Annotated in this window: 18 protein-coding genes and 2 pseudogenes; 16 read left to right on the forward strand and 4 right to left on the reverse strand. The window is 55.1% G+C overall.

Features of this window, described 5'->3' with window-relative positions; all coding sequences use genetic code 11:
* The first annotated feature begins 54 nt into the window (after window positions 1-54).
* Together KP014_RS10470 and KP014_RS10475 are read left to right on the forward strand one after the other, a co-directional pair.
* Window positions 55-909: a protein-glutamine gamma-glutamyltransferase gene (locus KP014_RS10470; RefSeq protein ID WP_246590695.1), complete on the forward strand. Its 855-nt coding sequence runs from the start codon at window positions 55-57 to the stop codon at window positions 907-909.
* Window positions 910-1,207: 298 nt separating this feature from the next.
* Window positions 1,208-1,363: a hypothetical protein gene (locus KP014_RS10475; protein ID WP_175491819.1), complete on the forward strand. Its 156-nt coding sequence runs from the start codon at window positions 1,208-1,210 to the stop codon at window positions 1,361-1,363.
* Between the two features lie 329 nt (window positions 1,364-1,692).
* On the opposite strand, the gene abc-f is transcribed toward KP014_RS10475, so the two are convergent.
* Both abc-f and KP014_RS10485 read right to left on the reverse strand, forming a co-directional pair.
* The gene (gene abc-f, locus KP014_RS10480; protein WP_090833999.1) at window positions 1,693-3,657 is read right to left on the reverse strand and encodes a ribosomal protection-like ABC-F family protein; all 1,965 of its coding nucleotides are present in this window, start codon (window positions 3,655-3,657) and stop codon (window positions 1,693-1,695) included.
* A 148-nt stretch (window positions 3,658-3,805) separates the two neighbouring features.
* Window positions 3,806-3,970: a hypothetical protein gene (locus tag KP014_RS10485; protein WP_175491818.1), complete on the reverse strand. Its 165-nt coding sequence runs from the start codon at window positions 3,968-3,970 to the stop codon at window positions 3,806-3,808.
* A gap of 199 nt (window positions 3,971-4,169) precedes the next feature.
* Here KP014_RS10485 and KP014_RS10490 point away from each other — a divergent pair, with 199 nt between their 5' ends.
* Window positions 4,170-4,550, forward strand: a complete 381-nt coding sequence (locus KP014_RS10490; protein ID WP_036602395.1) for a PH domain-containing protein — start codon at window positions 4,170-4,172, stop codon at window positions 4,548-4,550.
* A gap of 50 nt (window positions 4,551-4,600) precedes the next feature.
* Here KP014_RS10490 and chrA read toward each other — a convergent pair whose 3' ends face one another.
* On the reverse strand, window positions 4,601-5,140 hold the full coding sequence (gene chrA / locus KP014_RS10495) for a chromate efflux transporter ChrA (RefSeq protein ID WP_036602396.1): 540 nt from the start codon (window positions 5,138-5,140) through the stop codon (window positions 4,601-4,603).
* The gene (chrB, locus tag KP014_RS10500; protein ID WP_036602398.1) at window positions 5,141-5,725 is read right to left on the reverse strand and encodes a chromate efflux transporter ChrB; all 585 of its coding nucleotides are present in this window, start codon (window positions 5,723-5,725) and stop codon (window positions 5,141-5,143) included. It abuts the gene before it with no gap.
* A gap of 284 nt (window positions 5,726-6,009) precedes the next feature.
* On the opposite strand from chrB, the gene ggt reads away from it, so the two are divergent.
* From ggt to uraD, 13 genes and pseudogenes are all read left to right on the forward strand, one after another.
* Complete coding sequence (ggt, locus tag KP014_RS10505; RefSeq protein ID WP_090833998.1) at window positions 6,010-7,587, forward strand: gamma-glutamyltransferase; 1,578 nt, start codon at window positions 6,010-6,012, stop codon at window positions 7,585-7,587.
* 112 nt (window positions 7,588-7,699) lie between these two features.
* Window positions 7,700-8,935, forward strand: coding sequence for an amidase (locus tag KP014_RS10510; protein ID WP_036600026.1), 1,236 nt, complete (start codon window positions 7,700-7,702; stop codon window positions 8,933-8,935).
* Window positions 8,936-9,180: 245 nt separating this feature from the next.
* Entirely contained in the window at window positions 9,181-10,755 is a 1,575-nt protein-coding gene (locus KP014_RS10515) for a PucR family transcriptional regulator (protein ID WP_036600024.1), read from the forward strand.
* A gap of 33 nt (window positions 10,756-10,788) precedes the next feature.
* Entirely contained in the window at window positions 10,789-11,784 is a 996-nt protein-coding gene (locus KP014_RS10520; RefSeq protein WP_051500408.1) for an XdhC family protein, read from the forward strand.
* Window positions 11,744-12,388, forward strand: a complete 645-nt coding sequence (locus KP014_RS10525; RefSeq protein WP_051500409.1) for an NTP transferase domain-containing protein — start codon at window positions 11,744-11,746, stop codon at window positions 12,386-12,388. The genes KP014_RS10520 and KP014_RS10525 overlap by 41 nt, the downstream gene beginning before the upstream one ends.
* A 260-nt stretch (window positions 12,389-12,648) precedes the next feature.
* Window positions 12,649-13,824, forward strand: a complete 1,176-nt coding sequence (locus KP014_RS10530) for a BMP family ABC transporter substrate-binding protein (RefSeq protein WP_090833997.1) — start codon at window positions 12,649-12,651, stop codon at window positions 13,822-13,824.
* A gap of 140 nt (window positions 13,825-13,964) precedes the next feature.
* Entirely contained in the window at window positions 13,965-15,497 is a 1,533-nt protein-coding gene (locus tag KP014_RS10535; RefSeq protein WP_090833996.1) for an ABC transporter ATP-binding protein, read from the forward strand.
* A gap of 62 nt (window positions 15,498-15,559) precedes the next feature.
* A complete protein-coding gene (locus KP014_RS10540; RefSeq protein WP_425517281.1) occupies window positions 15,560-16,609 on the forward strand; it encodes an ABC transporter permease in 1,050 nt (349 codons plus the stop codon).
* 22 nt (window positions 16,610-16,631) lie between these two features.
* Window positions 16,632-17,561: an ABC transporter permease gene (locus KP014_RS10545; protein ID WP_036587448.1), complete on the forward strand. Its 930-nt coding sequence runs from the start codon at window positions 16,632-16,634 to the stop codon at window positions 17,559-17,561.
* Window positions 17,562-17,641: 80 nt separating this feature from the next.
* Window positions 17,642-17,860: a hypothetical protein gene (locus KP014_RS10550; RefSeq protein ID WP_216700491.1), complete on the forward strand. Its 219-nt coding sequence runs from the start codon at window positions 17,642-17,644 to the stop codon at window positions 17,858-17,860.
* A gap of 109 nt (window positions 17,861-17,969) precedes the next feature.
* Window positions 17,970-18,050, forward strand: a pseudogene (locus KP014_RS28730) (hypothetical protein); the annotation flags it as partial.
* A 138-nt stretch (window positions 18,051-18,188) separates the two neighbouring features.
* A pseudogene (locus tag KP014_RS10560) lies at window positions 18,189-18,287 on the forward strand (2Fe-2S iron-sulfur cluster-binding protein); the annotation flags it as partial.
* Between the two features lie 3 nt (window positions 18,288-18,290).
* On the forward strand, window positions 18,291-18,806 hold the full coding sequence (gene uraD, locus KP014_RS10565; RefSeq protein WP_036587442.1) for a 2-oxo-4-hydroxy-4-carboxy-5-ureidoimidazoline decarboxylase: 516 nt from the start codon (window positions 18,291-18,293) through the stop codon (window positions 18,804-18,806).
* The last annotated feature ends 61 nt before the right edge of the window (window positions 18,807-18,867 follow it).

The raw sequence follows: 18,867 nt of genomic DNA on the forward strand, positions 1-18,867 counted from the left end.
CCGCTACGTACAATAACCCATATCCAGAGAATAACGAGTAATGGAGGAACAGCGGTGATTACTTTTTTGAACGGCGGCCAGAACGGAATCGACATGTCAACGCTATCGGGTGTGGAGAGAGAGAGTGTGGAGAAGAAGCAGAGAAGTCCGGAAACTTATGTATACGAATCGCCTGCTGCGCTCGCATTTGAGCTGAATACCAGAAGGCGTATTGTTGAAGCGGCTGTCGCGCTTGATGCAAGCGGAGTGACCTTTGTCCCTTTCGAGACCACCAGAGGTAACCGTAACTTTTGGTCGCGTACCAGCGAAGGAGGACTTCGCTTAAATGCTGGGGTGTTACCTTCCGACGGGATCAATGATATTTTCCGGAACGGCCGTCTGTATGCCTTTGAGTGCGCAACGGGCGCGGTGGTTGTTTTATATAAGGGAGTCCTTGATGCGTTGGGCGAAGAGGTGTTTAACTCATACTTTAAAAACCTGCTGCTCTATGATTGGCATTACGACAGCGATTTACAGCTAACTGCGATCAATAACAGGGAAGAAGCCTATCCCGGTGATGTGCAGTATTTCAAGAATCCCGACCATGATCCGGACAAACCGGAATGGCAGGGGGAGAATGTAATCGTGCTTGGCAAAGGAATGTATTTCGGGCATGGAATCGGTATTACCACCGCCGAGGGAATTATTACTGCTCTGAACAGAGAGAGAGTGCCGGGCAGCAGGACATCTGCTTATCTTCTGGATGAGACGTTTCACCCGGACTTTGAGTATTTGCGGAGATTGTCTGCGGGAAGAAGCCTTCCGTCAGCGGCTGTCCGCTATACAGGCTATGCAGTTATCGCCAGAATAGGTTCGCATAATTATATTTACACCCGTAAAAAGATAGTCCGTCCCACCTGGCCGATATGAATCAGCTATATGAACGGTATAACGGCACATCAAAAACCGGCCGCGCAACGTCTTTAGACGTTTGTAGGTCGGTTGTTGGCTTTTTCATACATAAAAATTACATAAAGTTATTTTTATTTTTTTGTTTAAAAAATACCGGAAATCGTTTAGAATAAATAATTGAAAGGGCTTACAAAAAAGGTATATCCGCTGAGTCTTTATGGCTATAATTCATTATATCCCTGATAAAAAAATTTAGGTCCGGCGGTCTAATTTTTTTCCTCTTTTGTGACGATAAGATTATATAGGAGGGGATCGCATGGAAAAGCAAGAGAATTTGAGATTGCCGCTGCAACAGGAAAGTATGAAAGTACACTCCGAAGGCCGCTTCTCGGCTGGACTTCTGTGGGGAATTCTGATCAGCATCCCGTTATGGATTTCGCTGCTAGGCTGGATTATTAGCTTTACGAGGTAGTACGACGGAAGATAATGATAGTACTCTAGAGCTATCCTTTGAATTGTAACCGGGAAAGAGAAGCGCCGCATTGGGGCAATATTATAGCGCTTGCGATAGATATATAAGAAACGGTCAAGAGTAAACGGCTTGCGCCGTCCTTATTTAAGGGCGGTGCAAGCCGTTTATTTGTAAACAACCGGATATAGTTCTAGGCTAAGGCCGCCTCTTCGGTATTCGAAGGGGCGGCCTTTTAATATAGCTGGGCAGCAGAGCCTGCTGCGGCCGCTCTGCCCAGCCATGCTGGTGGCCGGGCCTATGCTGGCCGCGTCTTGGCTACCCGGCATTGCCTATTGGCCGGAACTGTCCAGCCACGCCGCGTATAACGCGTCCAGCCTTGACTGCAGCGCTTCACGCTCGGCGTACAGATTGGCCAGACTGGCGGCATCGCTGCTTAGCAGAGGTTCCAGCATCCGGGCTTCGATGCCATGAAGCAGCTTCTCAGCTTCGGCAATCTCGCTTTCCCAGGCTTCGGCGGAGCGCGCGTCCCGGGAGCGGAGCGAACCGCTCCCGCTCTGAGCCCCGAGCGCCTTGATCTCCGGGGGCGCCATGTTACTTGCCGAAGATGGTTTCCCGGGAATTGTATACACCCCGCTGCCTGCAGACGCGGCGGCAAGGGCAGCCGCTTGTTCCGCTCGCTTCTCTTTGAAGTACTCATAATTGCCCGGGAAGACGGAGAGACTTCCGTCCTCAAGGGCCCAGATGCTGCGGAAGCAGCGGTTGATGAAATAGCGGTCATGTGACACCGCAAGCACAGTACCGGGAAATTCCTCCAGCGCCTCTTCCAGCGCTTCCCTGGAGTCGATGTCAAGATGGTTGGTCGGCTCGTCGAGGATAAGCAGGTTAGGCCGCCGGTGCATGAGCACGGCGAAACGCAGCCGGGTCCATTCTCCGCCGGACAGTCCAGCGACGCTTTTGAACACATCGCTGCCGTAGAAAAGGAACCTTGCCAGCTGCCCGCGCGCTTCGCCTTCCTCCATGCCGGCCTGTTCGCGGAAATACTTCAGCACGGATTGGCCGGCATCCTCCGGCACGGCTTCCTGGGCAAGGTAGCCGACCGCTGTCCGCGAGCCAAGCACGCAGCTTCCCTCGTCGGGCTGTTCAAGCCCGAGTATGATGCGCAGCAGCGTGCTTTTGCCCGCGCCGTTGCCGCCGATCAGCGCGGCCGTCTCGCCGTAGCGCAGTACGCCACCCGCCTCCGTGAACAGCGTACGCTGTCCGAAGCGCTTGCCGACGCTGTCAAGCACAAGCACCCGGTTGCCCGAGCGGTCCTGCTGCTCAAGCTGCAAATCCATTGCTTTACGCTCCAGGATCGGCCGCTTGATCTTGACCATCCGGTCCAAGGCCTTTTGCATCGACGCGGCCCGGCGGTGAAAGGAAGGGTTGGGCGGATTGGCGTTATTGCCCCATTCGATCAGCCGTTTGATGCTTTCCTGCATTTTTTTAATTTTTTTCTGCTGCTCCTGGTAATCGGCGAACTGCTGGAGCAGTCTTGCTTCTTTCTCGGCCTGATAGCCGGTGTAGTCGGTATGATAGGTGATGGCCTCGCCGTCTTCGATCTCGACGATCTTCGTGACGACGGCGTCGAGGAAATAGCGGTCGTGAGATATGGCGACCACCGTGCCGTCATAGTCTCTCAGGAACTGCTCCAGCCATTCGATGGCGGACATATCCAGATGGTTCGTCGGCTCGTCGAGCAGCAGCACATCTGGCCGAAGCAGCAGCAGTGCCGCCAGCCCGACCTTCGTCTTCTCCCCGCCGGAGAGGGAAGAGAAGGCGCGCTCAAACTGTTCGCCGCCGATCCCAAGACCCGAGGACACTCGCTGGATATCGGATTCAATTTCATAGCCTCCGGCCGCTTCGAATTTCTCCTGCAGCGAGCCGTACTCGCGCAGCAGCGCACTCATCCGCGCTTCGCTGTCAGCGCCGGGGCCCGACATCTCCCGCTCAAGCTCCCGCAGCCGCCGCTGCCACGCCAGCGGCTCGGCAAAGCTGCGCTGCAGGACCGCGTACACCGTATCCTCGCCGCCTTCCTGAATTTGGGCCAGCAGCCCGACGACGCTGCCTTTACGAATGGCGATTTGTCCCGAGTCGGGTGCTTCTTCGCCGCTCAGAAGGCGGAACAAGGTCGTTTTGCCAGAGCCGTTGCGGCCGATGAGGCCGACCTTTTCGCCCTGGCGGACAGCAAATGAGATATCGCTCAGCACAAGCTGGGCGCCATGGTATTTTTGCACATTTTGACATTGAATAATCATAGGGATTCTCCTTTAACAGCTTCAGCGGCCCGGAAAGCCGCAAGCCGGTAAATAATCAAAGGAAACGCCCCTGCCATCTCGCATGGAAGGACAACATAAAAAGACCGCAGGGAAACGTTCCCCGCGGCCTTGTTCGTCCGTGTCCGGTTTAAGGTTGACGGTTGGAAGGCAGGAAAGACATTTCTGGGTAGTCGGGCGTTATGATTTTGGCAAAAAAGGACAGACCTCTCCCGCTAACACCAAAAGCATGAACGATGCCCGCCATTGCGATAGGCAAACGGCCGACCATGTTACCCAGACCCTCATAATTCATCTTTCCTCACCTCCCTCTTAACAAAGTTACATTCATCTTAAATAAAAAATTTACAATTATCAAGCGTAATTTTCCGAAAAAAGCCAAGAGTGATCCGTTCACGCTTCCGATTACTTGCATACCCATCGTTGTTCTTCGATATGAATGTGGTATGGGCGGCCAAGACGCCCCATCTCAGCAATCAGAAGGAGGAAGGCACATGGCTTTTTTCGATGGTTTGCTCGGCAATGCGTCTCAAGTGGATCTTAATGCGGCCCGCAAAGAATACGGAAAAATTTTGGCTCCAGGGGAACAAATCGAACGGGCGTACCGGCTGATCCGCGACATGTTCATTTTTACGGACAAACGGCTCATACTGATCGATAAGCAGGGCATGACCGGCAAAAAAATCGCATACCACTCCATCCCCTACAAAAGCATTACGCATTATTCCGTGGAGACGGCGGGACACTTTGATCTCGATGCGGAACTGTGCCTTTTCGTGTCCGGCAGTACGATGCCGCTCAAAAAAACGTTTAACAAGAGCGTGAAAATTTATGAGGTGCAGGCGGTGCTTTCCCAGTATATTTTGAAGCCGTAAAAAAACGGCCGCGATATCCCTTTGCAGGGCCGCAAACCGTTGTCGTGCCGTTATACCCAAAACCGGAGAATAAATCCTCCATAGATAAAAGCGGCCAGAATGACGAGAGCAGGGTGGATCTTGCGCCGTTCCATCGCCCAAAAGGAGATCGCTGCAATAATCAGAGTCTGCCAAATGCCTACGGAAGCCAGCGGCCCTTTGCTCATCTGCCAGGTCAGAACGACCATCATAATAGCGATGACCGGCTGAACCAGCAGCGTCATGCCTTTGACGACCGAGGACTGCCGGTATTTCTGAAGCAGACGGATCATAGCAATCAGGGCGGCGGCGGAAGGCAGCACGGTGGCCAGAAGCGCCAGAATCGCTCCAACCCAGCCGTAGATTTCAAAGCCGACATAAGCCGCCACTTTGGTAGCGATCGGTCCGGGGAGCGCGTTGCCCAGCGCCAGCATGTTGGTAAATTCCGAATTGGTCAACCAATGATAATGGGGCACGATTTCTGTATACATCAGCGGGATGGAGGAAGGGCCGCCGCCGTATCCCAGCAGATTAGCGATAAAAAATCCAATAATCAGATCAAGCCATTCCATCTAAGGCGTTCCTCCCTTTCGTTCCTGCTTGCGGCGGAGATTGGCCACAGCCCGGTAATGCACCGCGCCGTAAGCGAGAAACAGCACGATGACGATGGCCGGATGAACGTGCAGCACCTCAAGCAGCAGCAGGGCAAGCAGCATAAAGGCGGCGCCGGCTGCAATGCCGAGCCCCTTGACGGCCTTTTTCGCAAATTCGTAAGCCATAACGCCGAGCATGACGGCGATAACCGGCGAGACAGCGGCAATCATTCCCTTGACGACCTTGGAGCCAGCCAGGTAATTGACGGCGGACAGCAGCAGGATCATGGCAAGAACGCTGGGCAAAATATGCGCAACTACGGCGAAGAACGCTCCCAGGCCCCCTGCTCGCTTGTATCCTAAATAAGCGGCCATTTTGGTGGCAATCGGTCCGGGAAGGGCGTTGGCCAGCGCCAGCGTTTCCCCAAATTCTTCGTCGCTGATCCAGCGGTAGCGGATAACCGCGTCGTGGCGGATTAGCGGGATTACCGAGGGGCCCCCTCCATAGCCGAGAATTCCGGTGCGGACCATTGAGACTCCAAGCTCTATATAGTCTTTGTTCATTGGTTTCAAACCGTTTCCTCCTTAATGTTGTCAAAAGTTCATTATATACAAACCGTATGAATACCCCCACATTATATTTCTTTTTGCATCCCCCGAGTGATAACTTTGTGCATGGCTCACAAATCAGGCGTGCAGCATTAGCGTTCTGTGCGCTTCCGGTTGACTTCAAGCAGCCGTGTAATGTTAAATGACATTAATTCATTCGACTAATGCTTACGATGCCAGTTTTGCCGAAGATCATTCAGGAAGTAAACTCACTTAGCAAAACTTTTAGGAGGATCAAAATGATAAAACGACCGGTGACTGGCACGAAAACGATGGTGGTCAGCCCGCACTATCTGGCGTCCGCCGCGGGAGCGCGGATTCTTCAAAAGGGCGGGAACGCTTTTGACGCTGCGGTGGCCGTCAGTTCGGCGCTGGCGGTCGTCTACCCGCATATGACGGGTCTTGGAGGCGACGCGTTCTGGCTGACATACAGCGCCGATGAAGGCCGCGTTCAGGTATACAACGGCAGCGGCCGTTCGGGCTACGGGGTGCATCGGGGCCGGTACGCCGGAGAGGCCGCGATCCCGCGAAGAGGCGTGCGCAGCGCGGTTACGGTGCCCGGCATGGCGGACAGCTGGGATGCGGTCCTGAGCCGGTACGGCCGCCTGCCGCTGGCGGAGGTGCTGGAGGCCGCAATCGATTATGCGGCCGGGGGCTTTCCGATGTCGCCGGACCAGCACGGCAACACCATACTTGCCGGCGCTGCGCTGTCTCCCGAAGCGGCGGCCATCTATATGCCGGGCGGACGGATTCCAAGGCCCGGGGAGAAGTTCGTGCAGAAGGAATTGGCTCGCACGCTATCTATTCTGGCCTCCGGGGGGCGTGACGCCTTCTATAAAGGAGAAATCGCCAAGGCCATCTGCGACGGCATGGCAGAGTCAGGCGGATATTTGATCCGCGAGGATTTTGCCGACCATCAGGGCAGCTGGTGCGATCCGATCTCAACGGATTATCACGGGTACACCGTTTTTCAGGCTCCGCCTAATTCGCAGGGATTCGCAGGGCTGATGGCGCTGAATATATTGGAGCGCTTTAACTTCGCAGGAATCCCGCACGGTTCTTATGAATATTATCATCTGCTTGTTGAGGCGATAAAAGCCAGCTTCCGCGACCGCGACGCGGTGCTAACCGATCCGGAATTCAATGAGATTCCGCTGGACCGGCTGCTGGATAAGACTTACGCTGCAGAGCTTGCAGCGTCTATTTCGCCCAGCAGGGCGGCCGATCTGGCTAGTGAGCCGACCGGCCGGGACACAGCCTACGCGGCAGTCGTGGATGCGGAAGGCAATGCGGTTTCCTTCATTCAGAGCCTGTATTTCGAATTCGGGTCGGGAACCGCTCCTGGCGGCACCGGTGTTCTGCTTCAGAACCGGGGCTCCTTCTTTTCACTGGACCCGGCAGCCGTCAACACGCTGGAGCCGCATAAGCGCACCTTCCATACACTGATGCCGGCGATGGCCTGCCGGGACGGCAAGCCCGCCATCCTGTACGGCACGCAGGGCGGCGAGGGACAGCCGCAGACTCAGACGCTCCTGCTGACCAGAATGCTCCATTATGGAATGAATCCCCAGCAGGCGGTCGACGAGCCGCGGTTCGTCTGGGGCAGAACCTGGGGCGAGCCGACCCAGGAGCTGACCGTGGAAGGCAGAGTAGAGGATGAGGTGCTGGAAGAACTTGCGGCAGCCGGACATAAGGTCCGGAAAGTGGCAGACTATGACGGATTGGCCGGCCACGCCCATGTGATCTCCATCGATGACAACGGCTATCGCAGCGGCGGTACCGACCCGCGCTGTGACGGAGCCGCTATCGGCTGGTAACGGCAAGTTTTGGAAACGGGAAACAGGTGCAACATTACAATCCGGACAATAGATGGGTTCGGATCTTAGAATAAGGGAACTAGAAAGTGAGAGGAGGGAAGGACAGATGGATTTGGACAACCGGTATGGAGCATTTATCGATCCGGGACTTGAGGTATCGCCGCTTGCCCGCGGACCTTTGGACGGATTGACCTTTGCAGTCAAGGACGTCTTTGCGGTCAAGGGACATGTCTCTTCGGCGGGTAACCCGGACTGGCTGCGCAGCCATCCGGCGGCGGAAGAACATGCTGCAGCGGTTCGCAGCCTGCTGCTTGCAGGGGCCGCTCTCAAAGGCGCGGCACACACGGATGAACTGATGTACAGCCTTGGCGGGGAAAATATTCATTACGGCACGCCGGTGAATCCGCGGGGAGCGGGGAGAATTCCCGGCGGTTCTTCCAGCGGCTCGGCAGTCGCGGTCGCCGCGGGAAGCGTAGACTTCGCTCTGGGGACGGATACGGGCGGCTCTGTCCGCGTACCGTCCGCATACTGCGGTATTTATGGCTTTCGGCCGAGTCATGGAGCGGTTGATATGAATGGAGTTATCCCGCTTGCGCCGCAGTTTGATACCGTCGGCTGGATGGCAAAGAGCGCCGGACTTTTGCACATGGTCGGCAGGGTGCTGCTCGGCGGAGCGGGCGAAGGAGAGACCCTGACGGAGTCTGCCCATGGTTCTACCGCATCATCAGCCCAAGCAGCTAAGCTTCAAATAGATACACTGTACATCCCGGAGGATGCCTGGGCGCTGACGGAGCCGGAAAGCGCCGGGGAATTAACCGGCGCCTTGAAGGTTTTGCAGGCCGGCGCCGGGAGAAGCGTGCAGACCGAAGCGGCTCCGGAAGGACTGAAGGTCTGGATGGATGTCTTTCGGGAGCTTCAGGGCAGTGAAATATGGGAAACTCATGGAAGCTGGGTGCGTAAGGAGCGGCCAACCTTTGCGCCGGATATTGCCGCCCGCTTTAACCTTGCGGAAGAACTGTACGGCCGTAATCTTGAAGCCGCGGTCTCATTCCGTCAGAAAGCTGCCGTCCGGCTCCGCAACCTGCTTGGCGAGAACGGAGCAATGGTTATTCCGACAGTACCGGGTCCCGCACCGTTAGTCGGCGGCGATGCGGCGCAGCTGGAGTTTAACCGCAGCGGAGCTATGTCGCTCTGCTGCATCGCAGGCCTAACCGGTCTTCCGCAAATCACGCTGCCGGTGAGCGGTCCTGGCGGTCTTCCGCTTGGACTGTCCGTCATCGGCGGCTTTGGCCAGGACCTGCGCTTGCTGGCATGGGTGAATGAAATATGGAAACCGGCGCTGGTTTGATCAGGGTTTGAGTACGGAATACGAAGCTGTCCCGCGGTGAATGCCGCGCAGGGCGGCTTTTGTTTTTTGTATAACAGATAATCAAAAAAATCAATATGAAATATATGTAAAAATACATAACATAACAAGGCGTTTTTTTAACTTTTTTCTTTTCAAAGGGGGACGGATTCTTTATAATGTTACATAAAGTAACACAAGATATCATAAAAAATTTGATTTTAAATATATACTGGAGGAGAGGCTGCATGCATCTTACGGTCGAAGAGGCGTTATCGATTTATCCTCTGTCGGAAGCGAAGCTGATTGCCGGCTCCAAAGGAACTCACAGAATCGTCAAGTCGATCAATGTGATGGATGCGCCGGATATTTCGGACTGGATTAAAGAAGGCGAGATGCTGCTTACGACAGCCTATCTGATCAAGGATAACCCGGAGCAGGCGTCGGCGCTGCTTCACAAGCTCAATCGGAGGGGCTCCTCGGGACTCGGAATCAAGCTGGGCCGATTCTGGGAATCGGTTCCTGATGCTCTGATCGCTGAAGCGGACGAATTGAACTTCCCGCTTATCGAGCTTCCATTCCAATTTACCTTTTCCGATCAGATGAACGGACTGTTCCGGGCGGAGCTCACCCGCAAGACGGGTACCCTGCAAGCCGTTCTTGAGAAGCAGCGCAAGCTGATGCGCTTTGCCCTGCGCCCCGTGCGCAGCCGCTCGCTTCTTGAGTCGGTCTCCGATGTAATCGGACACCCGCTTGCCATCATTGGCAGCCGGGGGGAGCTGCTGTTCAATAACTCTTCCTATAGCGAACGGGAACTGCTCGGCGGATGGCCGTGGGGGAACCGGAACCGCAAGGTGCGCATTGGAGAGGAAACGGGTTACCGCCTTCCGCTTATGCAAGGAGAAGAGTGCTTTGGTTATCTTGTCTTTTGCTCTATTGACCCGTTGCTCCTACCTATGGAAGAAAGCCTGTTCGTACAGGGAGCCGAACTTATCGCGCATCATATCCGGTCGGGGGATGAGGATTATTTCGAGCAGGATTTGCACAGAGAGTTCGGAAGGCTGCTTCGCCGTTACCTGAAGGGCGACTTGTCCTGCGCCGAACTGGTAAAGGCGGCTGACGCACTGGACTACGGACTGCTGCAAGCCCCGTTTCAGCTTGTTCTTAGTGATGTGCCTGAAGCGGGAGAACTGCGGCAGCACGAACTGACCCGTCTTAAAGAAGAGTACGCGCAGCATCCGGAGTTTGGGAAGTTGAAGGCTTTTCATCTTGTGATGGAAGAAGGGCTTTTGTCGATCTATTCGGGAGAAAGGCTGGCGCCAGAGCGTTTTTGCGCTATTATTGAGTCCTGCTTCGACAAACTGAAGATCGGCGAGAGCTTCTACCCCCGGGCCGCGATCAGCAGCCGGAAGAGTAAACCGGAGGAGACCAGGGAAGCTTTTGCGGAAGTGAAGGAAGCTTTGCGCTTGACGGCACACTGGAATGCGGGACAGCAGGTTGCGCATTACCGTCAGCTTGAACTGGCCATGGTGCTGCAGCAGGTTCCTGCCGAGATGATGCAGAAATATTTCAGCCGCATATTGGCCGGACTGCTGGGCCGTGAGCCAGAGTATGTAAGGGAGATGCTGCATACGCTGGAAACTTTTTTGGACAATGACGGCCATATCAATGAAACGGCTAAAAAGCTGTTCATCCACCGCAATACGGCCACTTACCGGATGGAGAAGCTGAGCGAGCTGCTGGATGTTGATTTCAAGAAGACCGACGACCTGCTGCGGCTGAAGCTGGCCTTTCTGTTCCGTAAAATGCTGGAGCGCGGCTGAAATTAGGGTCGCGATGAGTAAAGGAGGGAGTTCATGAGCGTGTACGATATTGTAAGTCACATCAAGAGAGATGAGACTCCCGCCGTGTTGGCTACCCTGATTGGCGTAGAGGGGCACTCATATCGAAAGGCCGGCGCGGTCATGCTATTTCATGAGGAGGGAACGATAGGAAGCCTCAGCCCTGGATGTCTGGAAAGCGATTTGCAGCTCCGGACCGGGGAAGTGTGGAAATCGGGGATGCCGGAGACCGTGGAATATGATATGCTGTCTCAGGATGATTTCTCCTGGGGAGAAGCTGTGGGCTGCGGCGGCAAGATTAAGGTAGTGCTGGAGCCAGTAAAAGGCGAGCTCAGGAATTTGCTGCTTGAAGCCCATAACCTCATGACCTCCGGTCAAAGCGTGATCCTGCGGCGCAGCCGGGCAGACGGAAGCTATGCCTATTCGGTGGAATCTGCTGCCGGAGCGCAGGAGACGCGGGCGGTTGGCGGCTGGAGCGAAGCTTCGTTCGCAACGCTGCTTGTACCTAAACCACGGCTCGTTCTGTTTGGTCCCGGACATGATGCGCGTCCTATCGCGGATTTGGCGGTCAGAGCCGGCTTTCGCGTTGCCATCACTGACTGGCGCGAGGGCAGTCTAAGGCATGATTTTGCCGCAGCAGAAAGAGTCATTTGTTCTCCGGGCGAGGCCGCAGACCGGCTTCATATCGGCAGCAGAGATTATGTCCTGATCTGCAGCCATCAGCTTCAGCGGGACCGCATATTTCTTGAAAATATCATTAAGCATAAACCTTGTTATATTGGCATCATCGGATCCAAAGCGAGAATAGGCATGCTGCTGGATGGGCTGGATGCACCGGAGACGCTGTATGCACCTGTCGGGCTGCCGATTGGAGGAGAAGGGCCGGAAGAAATTGCCGTCAGTATTATTGCCGAGATGATTCAGGTCAGAAGATCGGGTTCCCGCAAGCAGCCGAAAGGAGCGGATAACGATGAGAGTTGCCGGAATTTATCTGGCGGCGGGGCAGAGTAGCCGGATGGGCACCTCCAAGGTTTCTCTGAGGCTGTCGCAGGACGTCGCGCTTGGGAGCGTCGCCCTCAGTGAGCTGGAACGCTGCGGCCTCGAGCCGCTGGCCGTGGTCGTACGGGCCGACGACAAGCTGGAGTGGCTTCCGCCCGAGAGCGGAGTCCCGGGATCAAGACGGACGGAGACTTGCCTGACCGCCCATTTAGGGCTGTCCTTCTCTCTCCGCTGCGGCTTGAATGCGGTGCTGCCGGCCGAGCCGGACGCGGTGGTGGTCGCGCTCGCCGACCAGCCGTTCATTACGGCCGGGTTGATCGGCCGTCTGATTGAGACCTTCCGGTCCTCGCCGACTCTGGATTACGTAGCTTCCAAAGGCAACGGAACGGTCATGCCGCCGGCCCTCTTCTCCAAATCGCTGTTTCCGGCGCTCCAGCAGCTTGACGGCGACCGCGGCGCGGCAGGCATATTCCGTTCCCCGGACTATAAGGGCGCGGTAATTGAAGGGGAGTCCCCCTTATTCTTCATGGACGCCGATACAGAAGGGGATTTCAGGGAAGTTCACCGGGAGTGGATGCTTAGAAGCGACCGGAAGCGAGACTCTGCCGATATATAAGTCGAGTATATGTTATGATTCCTTACAATTTTAAATATATCTAGGCTCGGGATAGTGCGAATTGCACAAAATAATCCCTCCTTTTCGTCGTTACGCACAAACGTATGTTATATAAATTTACGCACGGCTCTGGCCTCCAGTATATTAAAAGTATAATATACTTGAAGGCCAGAGCCCCAATAACGGGGCTTCGGCTGGAAACGGCCAGTTCATATAGTGGAAGCTTTCATGCTACACGACATTTTAGGAGGAGGAAAACAATGAAACAAAGGGGTCGGGCATTCAAATTGAGTTTCATGTTGCTGTTTGTGCTTGCGATTGTGCTTGCAGGCTGCGGCGGCAACAACAATACGGGAGGAAACGCAGGAGCGTCCTCGGAGCCGGCGGCAACCGCCACGGCAACGGCGGGAGATTCGGCGGGCGCGTCCGCGCAGCCGTCAGGAGAGAAGCCTAAGGTGGCGTTCGTATACATCGGGCCTCCAGGCGACGGCGGTTATACTTACCAGCATGACCAAGGGCGCAAAGCAATGGAAGCGGAACTCGGCATTAAGGCGGATGCTGTAGAAAACGTCCCTGAGGGACCCGATGCCGAGCGCATCATTACCGAGCTGGCGCAAAGTCATGACATCGTATTTACAACAAGCTTCGGCTATATGGAACAGACGCTCAGCGTGGCGAAGAAATTCCCGAACGTCAAGTTCGATCATGCTTCCGGCTTCAAGACCGCCGACAACATGGGCAACTACTTCGGTAAGAACTATCAAGCGAGTTATCTGACGGGTATTGCAGCAGGCAAAGTGACCAAGAAAAATCATCTTGGCTATGTCGGCGCTTTTCCGATCAGTGAAGTTATCTACAACCTTAATGCGTTTACGCTTGGTGCACAAAGCGTAAATCCGGACATTAAAGTCGACGTCGTATGGACAAACACATGGTATGATCCGACGACTGAGCGCCAGGCGGCCATCAGCTTGCTGGACAAAGGCGCCGACGTGCTGCTCGCGTACCAGGATTCCCCTGCTACTATCCAGGCAGCTGCTGAGCGCGGCGCATTCGCAGGCGGCAACGACTCCGACATGAAGAAATTCGCACCTGACAATTATTTGACGAACCCGGTATGGAACTGGGGACCGTACTACACGAAGACTGTAAAATCGGTCATGGACGGAACCTGGAAGAACGAGCAGTATTCCGGCGACATGGCTGACGGCATGATCGATCTGGCTCCATTCGGCAACAAGGTTCCAGAGGATGTGCAGAAGCTTGTGGCGGATGCCAAGGCGAAGATCATCAGCGGTGAATTGAATGTCTTTACGGGTCCGATCAGCGATAACCAGGGCAATGAGAAAGTTCCGGCAGGAAAGTCGCTTACGCTTGAAGAAGTGCTGGGCATGAACTGGCTGGCCAAGGGTATAGTCGGACCGCTTCCTAAATAAGTAACTTTTTGACCTGTTTTAAATTGTAAAATTCGTTCGTGATATCCATTAATAAGAGGAAGACCATACAGGTGGGGCGGGCTCTTAATCCAAGAACCTTCCCCACCTGTACTACAACTATGAGGAAGGAGGCGTTCCATATGCAGGAATATTCGGTGGAAATGCGCGGGATTGTCAAACGGTTCGGTTCGGTAACCGCGAGCGACCAAGTCGATTTTTCGGCAAACGCGGGCGAGATACACGCGCTGCTTGGTGAGAACGGGGCGGGAAAAAGCACGGTCATGAGCATGCTGTCGGGCGTGTATAGAGCGGATGAAGGAGAGATTCTGATTCACGGCAAACCTGCCAAGATTCGTTCTCCCAAAGACGCGGCAATGCTCGGCGTGGGCATGGTATTTCAGAACTTCAGACTGGTGCAGACCTTGACGGCGGCGGAAAATATCGTGCTTGGCGAAAAGTCGTCTTTCTGGCGCGGGCGCAACTGGATTAAAAACAAACATAAAGAAATTGAAGAGTTGGCGGAACGCTTCGGGCTGAAATTTCCGGTGGACCGTCCCATATGGCAGCTTTCCGTCGGGGAACAGCAGCGGGTGGAGATCGTCAAGACGCTCTATCGCGGCGCCGACATTATCATTCTGGATGAACCGACTTCGGTGCTTACGCCGGGGGAGGTAGAAGGGCTGTTCAGTACACTGCGCCGGATGAAGCAGGAAGGTAAGACGGTTATCATGACCACGCATAAAATGAAGGAAGTCATGGCGTCTTCGGATCGCATTTCGGTCATGCGCAAGGGTAAAATGATTGCTACGCTGGTCACCAAAGATACCGATGAGCGCGAGCTTGCGCGTCTGATGGTCGGCAGAGAAGTGGTTATTGAGCGTCAGGAGCGCGAAGCTACGGAGGGTGAAGAACTGCTTGATGTTAAAAACTTAAGCGTCTACGCCGATCATGGCCGCAAAGCTTTGGACGATCTGTCCCTGAGTGTGCGAAAGGGCGAAATTGTCGGCGTAGCCGGAGTGGCGGGCAACGGACAGAAGGAGTTGGCTGAAGTTCTGACCGGTCTTCGGACGTGGAGAGAAGGCGGAATTATCTTTGACGGAAGTCCTGTCAAGACGGCTTCAGTGCGCGGAGCGATTGACTCGGGCATCTCCCATGTGCCGGAAAATCGTATGAAGAGCGGCTTGGCCGGTCGGCTTGGTTCCGTTGATAACCTGCTGTTTAAATCGTACCGTTCCGAGGAGCATTCGAAGTTCGGCTTCCTGAAGGCGGCCAAGAACCGCTCATGGTCTGAGGAGCTTGTTCGCAAATTCGATGTGAAGACACCGGAGCTGGATACGCCTGTCCAGCATCTGTCCGGCGGCAATCAGCAGAAGCTGTTGTTCGCGCGGGAAGTTACCCATCGTCCGAAGTTGATGGTGGCTGTCCATCCGACGCAGGGCCTTGATGTCGGCGCGACAGCGGGGGTACATGAGCTGCTTATGGATCTCCGCGCCTCCGGGAGCGGTGTGCTGCTTATTTCTGAGGATCTGGATGAGCTGCTGCAGCTGTCGGACCGGATCCTGGTCATTTATAACGGAGCAATTATTGGTGAGGAGACCCATGAGACGGCGGATAGAGAAAGAATCGGCCTGATGATGGCGGGCATCCGAAGCAGAGAGGAGAGCATGGTATGAGCCAGGAAAAGGCAAGCGGAAGGGCGTTTGCGGAACCTGTGAAACAGACTTCCGGAGGAAGGATGCCCTGGCGGCTGGAATATGATTCATCCCGCATCCGCACGCCGTGGTGGACGCCGATCGTATCGGTGGCGCTGGCACTCGTGCTGTGCGCGATTTTTATCTATGCCAACGGAATGAGCCCGGTAACCGTCTACTCCAAAATGTTTAAAGGTGCCTTCGGAACGTCATACGGCATCACCGAAACGCTCGTCAAAGCCATTCCGCTGTTGCTGTGCGGACTCGGCATCGCCGTGGCCTACCGGATTTCGGTCTGGAATATCGGAGCCGAGGGACAGTTGACGGTTGGGGCGATGGCAGCAACCGCCGTTACGGTTTATTTTCCGAATCTGCCCGGCTTTTGGTCCATTCTGCTGATGTTGATCTTCGGCGTTGCCGCCGGCGCTTTCTGGGGGCTGCTCACGGCCATTCCTAAGACGCATTTCGGGGTGAACGAGCTGATTACGTCGCTTATGCTCAACTATGTGGCGCTGCTGGCCCTTGATTACGTCGTATTCGGACCGTGGAAAGATCCTAACGGCTTCAATATGCCGGGCTCGCCGGTATTCACCGACGCGCAATCGCTGCCTGTACTCGGGGGAACCCGGCTGCATATCGGCCTGATCTTTGCACTGGTTGCGGTTGTCATTTATTATCTGATGATCCGATTTACCCGCTGGGGCTACGAGCTGCGTTTGATCGGAGCGAATCCGACGGCAGCCCGCTACGCCGGCATTCACATTAAACGCCATATTATTATTGTCATGCTGATCAGCGGAGGGCTTGCGGGTCTTGCCGGTATGGCCGAGGTATCGGGGGTAAGCCATAAGCTGATGCAGGGCATTTCGCCGGGCTATGGGTATACCGCCATTATCGTAGCCTGGCTCGCTAAGCTGAATCCGCTCGGGCTTGTTGTCACTTCGGTGCTGTTCGGCGGATTGATTGTCGGCGGTTTTAGTGTACAGACCATCGGTCTGCCGTCTTCCATTTCGGAAATGCTGCAGGGCGCGATCTTGTTTTTCCTGATTGCCGGCGATATGGTCACCCGCTTCCGCATTCGCCGGGGAGCGTAGCCCAAAGGAGGAATCGAAAGAAATGGATTTTGTCACACAGTTATTAATCGCCGCCATTACCGCGGGCACGCCGCTGCTCTTGGCGACGCTCGGAGGCATATTGAACGAACGTGCCGGTATAATTCAGCTAGGATCTGAGGGCCTGATGCTGATGGGGGCGGTCACAACCTGCATTGTCTTTATTCGTACGGAAAATCTTGGGGTGGCGCTGCTCGCGTCAGTTGGAGTAACGGCAGTGCTCGGCTTGGTCCACTCTTTCCTGTGCATCACGCTCCGCGCCAACCAGACGATGGCTGGTCTTGCAATGACACTGTTTGGCAGCGGCTTTAGCGCCTATCTCGGCAAGTCGATCAGCGGCAACCCGCTACCCGGCATTTTACCGAGACTGCAGCTGGACTTTCTGAAGCCGGTTCCGGTGATCGGCGATATTTTTGGGAATCTGGATGTTTTGACCTGGTTAAGCTTTGTGCTTGTCATTGTGCTGCATCTGCTCATTCACCGCACCTCATGGGGTCTGCACCTGCGGGCCGTGGGAGACAGTCCGGCCACTGCTGATGTTATGGGCGTTCATGTCCGGCTGATCCGTTACGGCTACGTTACTGTCGGCGCCATGCTGATCGGGCTTGCAGGAGCGGATATGGTTCTGACCGTCGCTCCGACTTGGAATGAAGGGCTGACGGCGGGCAGAGGCTGGATCGCGGTTGGTCTCGTTATTTTTGCCAGATGGAATCCGGTAAGGGCGCTGCTGTGCGCTTACTTCTTCGGAGTGCTGGATTCGCTAGGCTTCCGGATGCAGCTGCTCGGCAGCGCAATTCCACCGTATTTCCTGAAAATGATTCCTTACGTCGTAACCATTCTTGTCCTGATGTATTTGGGATACCGTAACCGCAACAAGCCTTCCGGCACACCGGAATCGCTGGGTGTCCCATACATCCGCGAGCAGCGGTTCTAGGGCGGTAAGGCGGTTTCATAATTGCTGGGCAGTTGCAAAAAGGGAGGCGAGCAAATGGAAGCTTTGCGCGACAAACCGCTGTGGACGCCGGCAATTTTGCCTCCGGTTACGGCGATTATCTTCCCGCGCTGCTTGTCCGCGATGCGGGGCTGGCCGTCTTTGACGGCAAGTTCCGCATCCGCCGGCGGGTGGAAGAGTGGCTCGCCGAACGGTGGAGCGGAATGCATTCGGCAGGCAATCTTGTCGTTGCTGAACTGTGGAAGACATTGGAAGGAAACACTGGAAACATCGGCCATTAATGTAATACTGGGAGAGGGAAATGCTGCTAAACCGAGAGTCCAGTGGCCCGATGGCATGAAAAAGGTCACCAGCACGCTGCAGTTTTTAGCCGATATGAGCGCAGAGGGCATGCTGACCGGCCGCGTACTGCGCAGCCATCAGGCTCATGCCCGTATTCTAGCTCTGCGCACTGAGAAGGCGGCCGCCGTTCCCGGCATTCATGCCTTAATCACGCATGAGGACGTGCCAGGCTTGAAGCTTGAACGGCTTTGGCATCGCCCTTCCGCATCAGCTGGTATTCTGAGAAGACAGTATGCGGTACACCGGCGACGCAACCCGGCGCCAGATGAGGTGGAAGAGGCGCTATCCGGCAATTTATGCCGATGCACAGGGTATGGCGGCATTATACGGGCTGTAAACAAAGCGATTGAAAAAGGAGTGGGATAAACCATGGAAACCCCTGCTTCACCACTAACACTGTCAGAGATTAACGAAATGAGCAAGGAAGAGTTCGTGGAGACGCTTGGCGGCATTTTTGAACATTCGCCATGGGTCGCCGAATCGGCTTACACTTCCCGTCCCTTCGGATCGGTTGGCGAACTGCACGAAGCGATGGCGGAGGCTGCCCGAAGCGCAGGCCGGGAGAAGACTTTGTCGCTGCTGCGGGCGCATCCCGATCTGGCGACGAGGCTCCAAGTAACACCGCTGTCGGCGGCCGAGCAGAAAGGTGCGGGGCTTGACCAGTTGACCCCGGAGGAATTTGAATTGTTAAACGATCTGAACAAGAAGTATACGGACAAATTCCAGTTTCCGTTCATTCTGGCTGTCCGGGGCAAAAACAAAGACGACATCATTGAATCTGTCAGCGAGCGGGTACACCTGTCACCTGAGGAAGAATGGAACAGAGCCTTATTCGAAATCGGCAAAATTACGAAGTTTCGCTTGGAGGATCTCCTGGCGGAGTAAAAACATCCTTCAATCAAATCATTCTTGTTAACAGTAGGCCACCCATGCCCATACCGAGGAC

The sequence above is a fragment of the Paenibacillus sophorae genome (assembly GCF_018966525.1).
Classification (GTDB): Bacteria; Bacillota; Bacilli; order Paenibacillales; family Paenibacillaceae; genus Paenibacillus_AQ; species Paenibacillus_AQ sophorae.

What these genes read in the sequence shown, in the direction of transcription:
- chrB (WP_036602398.1), bottom strand. Translation starts at nt 5,725, where the DNA reads ATGAACAAAGACTATATAGAGCTTGGAGTCTCAATGGTCCGCACCGGA.
- KP014_RS10535 (WP_090833996.1), top strand. Translation starts at nt 13,965, where the DNA reads ATGCAGGAATATTCGGTGGAAATGCGCGGGATTGTCAAACGGTTCGGT.
- KP014_RS10475 (WP_175491819.1), top strand. Translation starts at nt 1,208, where the DNA reads ATGGAAAAGCAAGAGAATTTGAGATTGCCGCTGCAACAGGAAAGTATG.
- KP014_RS10515 (WP_036600024.1), top strand. Translation starts at nt 9,181, where the DNA reads ATGCATCTTACGGTCGAAGAGGCGTTATCGATTTATCCTCTGTCGGAA.
- KP014_RS10520 (WP_051500408.1), top strand. Translation starts at nt 10,789, where the DNA reads ATGAGCGTGTACGATATTGTAAGTCACATCAAGAGAGATGAGACTCCC.
- KP014_RS10485 (WP_175491818.1), bottom strand. Translation starts at nt 3,970, where the DNA reads ATGAATTATGAGGGTCTGGGTAACATGGTCGGCCGTTTGCCTATCGCA.
- KP014_RS10540 (WP_425517281.1), top strand. Translation starts at nt 15,560, where the DNA reads ATGCCCTGGCGGCTGGAATATGATTCATCCCGCATCCGCACGCCGTGG.
- KP014_RS10530 (WP_090833997.1), top strand. Translation starts at nt 12,649, where the DNA reads ATGAAACAAAGGGGTCGGGCATTCAAATTGAGTTTCATGTTGCTGTTT.
- uraD (WP_036587442.1), top strand. Translation starts at nt 18,291, where the DNA reads ATGGAAACCCCTGCTTCACCACTAACACTGTCAGAGATTAACGAAATG.
- KP014_RS10525 (WP_051500409.1), top strand. Translation starts at nt 11,744, where the DNA reads ATGAGAGTTGCCGGAATTTATCTGGCGGCGGGGCAGAGTAGCCGGATG.
- KP014_RS10545 (WP_036587448.1), top strand. Translation starts at nt 16,632, where the DNA reads ATGGATTTTGTCACACAGTTATTAATCGCCGCCATTACCGCGGGCACG.
- KP014_RS10490 (WP_036602395.1), top strand. Translation starts at nt 4,170, where the DNA reads ATGGCTTTTTTCGATGGTTTGCTCGGCAATGCGTCTCAAGTGGATCTT.
- chrA (WP_036602396.1), bottom strand. Translation starts at nt 5,140, where the DNA reads ATGGAATGGCTTGATCTGATTATTGGATTTTTTATCGCTAATCTGCTG.
- abc-f (WP_090833999.1), bottom strand. Translation starts at nt 3,657, where the DNA reads ATGATTATTCAATGTCAAAATGTGCAAAAATACCATGGCGCCCAGCTT.
- ggt (WP_090833998.1), top strand. Translation starts at nt 6,010, where the DNA reads ATGATAAAACGACCGGTGACTGGCACGAAAACGATGGTGGTCAGCCCG.